General features: G+C 64.6%; 3 protein-coding genes. 2 read left to right on the forward strand and 1 reads right to left on the reverse strand.

Annotated features, from left to right (window positions below):
* Positions 1 to 160: 160 nt before the first annotated feature.
* Complete coding sequence (locus RT054_RS16440) at positions 161 to 1,414, reverse strand: FkbM family methyltransferase (protein WP_313025679.1); 1,254 nt, start codon at positions 1,412 to 1,414, stop codon at positions 161 to 163.
* Positions 1,415 to 1,558: 144 nt separating this feature from the next.
* Here RT054_RS16440 and RT054_RS16445 point away from each other — a divergent pair, with 144 nt between their 5' ends.
* Together RT054_RS16445 and RT054_RS16450 are read left to right on the forward strand one after the other, a co-directional pair.
* On the forward strand, positions 1,559 to 2,167 hold the full coding sequence (locus RT054_RS16445) for a glycosyltransferase family A protein (RefSeq protein WP_313025681.1): 609 nt from the start codon (positions 1,559 to 1,561) through the stop codon (positions 2,165 to 2,167).
* Positions 2,167 to 3,444 (forward strand): glycosyltransferase, encoded by a 1,278-nt coding sequence (locus RT054_RS16450; RefSeq protein ID WP_313025683.1) that lies wholly within the window; start codon positions 2,167 to 2,169, stop codon positions 3,442 to 3,444. The genes RT054_RS16445 and RT054_RS16450 overlap by 1 nt, the downstream gene beginning before the upstream one ends.
* Positions 3,445 to 3,609: the final 165 nt, after the last annotated feature.

Below are 3,609 nucleotides of genomic sequence, written 5' to 3' on the forward strand. Positions count from 1 at the left end.
CGGGCGACAGGACGACTCCCAGAACCACCGGACCTACAAAACGGGGTCAGCCCAGTGCCGTGACTGCGGAGGATGCGCAGCAGGGTGTGGTGACCAGGTTGGTCGCGCTGGTGCTCCCAACCAAGGCCGTCAGACGCGGTCGGTGTGGGTGTGTCAGCGGTCAGGCCGTTCGGGCCGGCTCGATGATGACCGTCTCGAAGTGCCCGTGATCGGTGACCGTGCTCGCCGGAACCTCGTAGTCGTTTCCCTGATCATCGAGGATGCGGAACGTCCATCCGTGAGCCCCCATGTGATGCAGGCGCCTTGCAAAGGCGTCCCAATCGGTTCCCAGGTGGTGCCGGTAGCACTCCAGTGCGATGCGACGGACCCGGTCGCTCTCCAGCAATCCAGAGGCTCCTGCCAGAACCCGCTCTTCTGCGCCCTCGACATCGATCTTGATGAAGTCGATGCGTTCGACTTCCCGCAAATCCTCGTCGAGGCGGACCGTCGGGACGTCGATCCGGTAGGAGTCAGGGTCGACCACGCCCGGAAGGACCTCCACCTTGTCGTACATCAGCGTGCCCTGACCCCGCCACGTCCGACTGACCGTGAGCGGCAGGGTGGTGGCAGCGTCTGAGCAGGCCGCCTCGCGAACGTCGACCAAGCCGATGAGGCCACTGGCGGCAATGCTCTTGCGCAGGCAGAAGAGGTTGTCGGGGTACGGCTCGTACGCGACGACGCGACCGGATCCGCCCACCAGTGAGCCCATGAGTGTGGTGTGAAGGCCGATATTCGCACCCACGTCGACGATGACGTCGCCAGAAGTGATGGTGCGACTGAGGTACCGGGTGAAGCGGGGCTCGAACATCCCCGTCTCCAGGATATTTCCCAGCAGATAGACGTGTTCGGTGGGGACGGCCACGCGTCCACCCCAGGCCATCCTGACCAAGGCTGTCCGGTCGCCGAGGTAGGTGGCCCACCGGGGGGGTGTCGTCGGTGCCGGGGTCGGCATGCTGTCGGCCGGGGCCGTAGAGGTCTGCGGTTCCCGAAAGGTCTGCAGCCTCGCATGCAATCCCGCACCGGGGCGTGCGCCATCGGGACGGAGATCCGCCACCTCGCGGAGTGCGACCGCGAAGGCCTCCCAGGCCTCGCCCATGTCGGCGGGAGGGATGAACGCCACGGAGTAGGGCTTCTCGAGGACCTCGGTGAAGGACTCGACGGTGACCGAGCATGAAAGGTCCGGCGCAGCCGCCCGTAAGACCATGCGGGCTGCGTCAGCGTCCTGACCAGCAGGTTCACGGAGCACGGCGAAAACGAGCTCGGCGTTGCTCGGTGAGATCGCTGCGACCGAGGAGACGAACGCGGCGACCATGGCGGCCGGCCTCCACGTGGTCGCCAGGATGATGCGGGAGGTCGACGTTGCCGGCGTGGTCATGGAGGGGCCTTTCTCGCGAGGAACACTGTCCCATCGTCAATCTCGCCCTCGAGGTGAGGCGTGAAGGCTGTTTCTGTGCCGCTCAGGAGCGTCGAGCCATGGCCGATGGGGCGGAGACGGTTGCCGACAGCGGAGGGAGACAAGGTGAGGTTCTCGGTCGTCATCCCTGCCCACGACATCGAGCAGTACGTGTTCCAGGCGGTACGAAGCGTGCTCGATCAGACCTTCTCCGACTACGAGATCCTCGTCGTGGCCGACTCCTGCACCGATGGCACTGTGTCGGAGATCAGGCGAGCAGGGGTCGAGCCGCTGGTCGCTCACGTGGGAAGCGCCGGCCGGGCTCGTAATGTCGGCCTGGATTGCGCACGGGGGGAGTATGTTCTGTTTCTCGACGGTGACGACTACTTCATTCACGAGCGCGTATTCGAAACCATCGACCGTTGTCTGAAAGATGCCGGCGATGTGGACATCCTGCACTTTGGATTCATGATGGGTCGCAATCCGTGTGGCGTGCATTCCAATGGCGGCAACATGTGGCCAAATATCTGGTCGCGGGCGTGGAAGAGGGCGGCCATCGGTTCAACCCGGTTCAACGACCTGAGGTCCGGGCAGGATCTGTACTTCTGTCAAGACATGTTCGCCAAACCGAGCCTGACAAGTGCGGAGCGGGACATCCTCCTCGTGCAGTACCGCTACCCGCGCGAAGGCAGCCTCACCTGGGAACGCCTGGGCGGGCGCGGCGCAACCGCGTGATGGTGACGGACCGGTCCTCGGCGATGACGCCGGCGAGCGGCTCGTGCCGGCGGGCGGATTCGTCGGCCCGCGCGAGCCTTGATGCCTGCCTCATCGTGCGGGATGAAGAGAACAATCTCCCCGGGTGCATCCGCTCACTGCTGGCGCTCCGTCCCCTGCTCGGGCAGGTGCTGATCTACGACACCGGCTCCACCGATGCAACCGTGAGAATTGCTCGTGGACTGGGATGCCGCGTCGAGCAGGGATACTGGGACGACGACTTCTCGCGCGCCCGGAACGCGTCGTTGGCCATGAGTCGAGCTTCGTGGGCCTTGATCATCGACGCTGACGAGCGAGTGGTGGCAGATGCCGACGTCCTGGGTCGGGTTCTTGACGGCGCTGATGGCATCGATGTGTTCAATGCCTCGTTCTCCCATTTTGATTCGACGGGTCGCGTCATCGGCCGCTCGATCTACGAGAAGGTCGTCAGGGTAGGGGCTGTCGACTACGCCGGGAGGATCCACGAAACCGTCCGGCGGCGTGATGGCGGGCAGGTATGCAGTCGTGAGCTGCAGGATGACGAGTTGCATTTTCACCACTTCGGATACTCGACCGCTGAGATCAGGCGAGCGAAAGCCGAACGAAATGCAGCCATCGCGCAGGCGGACGTCGAAGCTGCAACCGAAGCCGGCGACCCTCTGTCCATCGGTCTTGCTCAGTACCATCTCGCCCGTTCGTTGCAGCGCCTGGGGCGGATGCCTGAGGTGCTGTCGGCACTGTCGGCGGCGAGATCAGTCCTGCCGGTGGGATCTCTCGCGGCGGAACGAGTGGTGAAAGCGCAGGTAGAGACCCTTCTTGAGGCCGGGCGCGCCGCGGAGGCAGGGGTGATCGCGCAAGGCTTCATCCAGCAAGGTGGCTCTCCGCAGCTCGCACGGTTGCTCGTGGCTCAGGTCGCGGCCAGGACGGCGGCACCGGAGAAGGTGCTTGGCATCCTCCGACAGTTACCGGAGGCAGGAGACCTCTCTCATGACGTCGACCCCCGAGAAGTGCTGAGGTTGCGCATGTCGGCGTACGACCAGCTCCACCGCTTCGATGAAGCATTGGCATGCTGTCTGCTCCTTGTCACCCGATGGAATGACCTTCTCTACCTTCCCGACCTGCTGAACAGGGTGAGGGGGCAAGAGGCCAGCGCGGTGGCGGCACTGCTGGGATCTCGGGGCGCAGAAATCGGACTGCTGCGCGAAGCGCTCCGACTGCAGGGGGATTTCGGGCACCGTATTGCCGAATGGCTACCGTGAGGTGCGCACGCCGTGGTCGGCCTGGACGCCGGTCGGTCATGGGTTCCTTGCCCGCAGTGGATCGCCCCGGGTTCAGTGGAGAGCGGGTTGTGCCGGGACGGCGGGTGCCAGCTCGGTGTTCTCAGCGTAGAACAGGTCTTCGTACTCGATGGGTGGGATGTCGCC

The sequence above is a fragment of the Mobilicoccus sp. genome, assembly GCF_032060985.1.
GTDB lineage: Bacteria > Actinomycetota > Actinomycetes > Actinomycetales > Dermatophilaceae > Mobilicoccus.

Coding starts and splice junctions, on each gene's coding strand:
- RT054_RS16440 (WP_313025679.1), bottom strand. CDS start 1,414: ATGACCACGCCGGCAACGTCGACCTCCCGCATCATCCTGGCGACCACG.
- RT054_RS16450 (WP_313025683.1), top strand. CDS start 2,167: ATGGTGACGGACCGGTCCTCGGCGATGACGCCGGCGAGCGGCTCGTGC.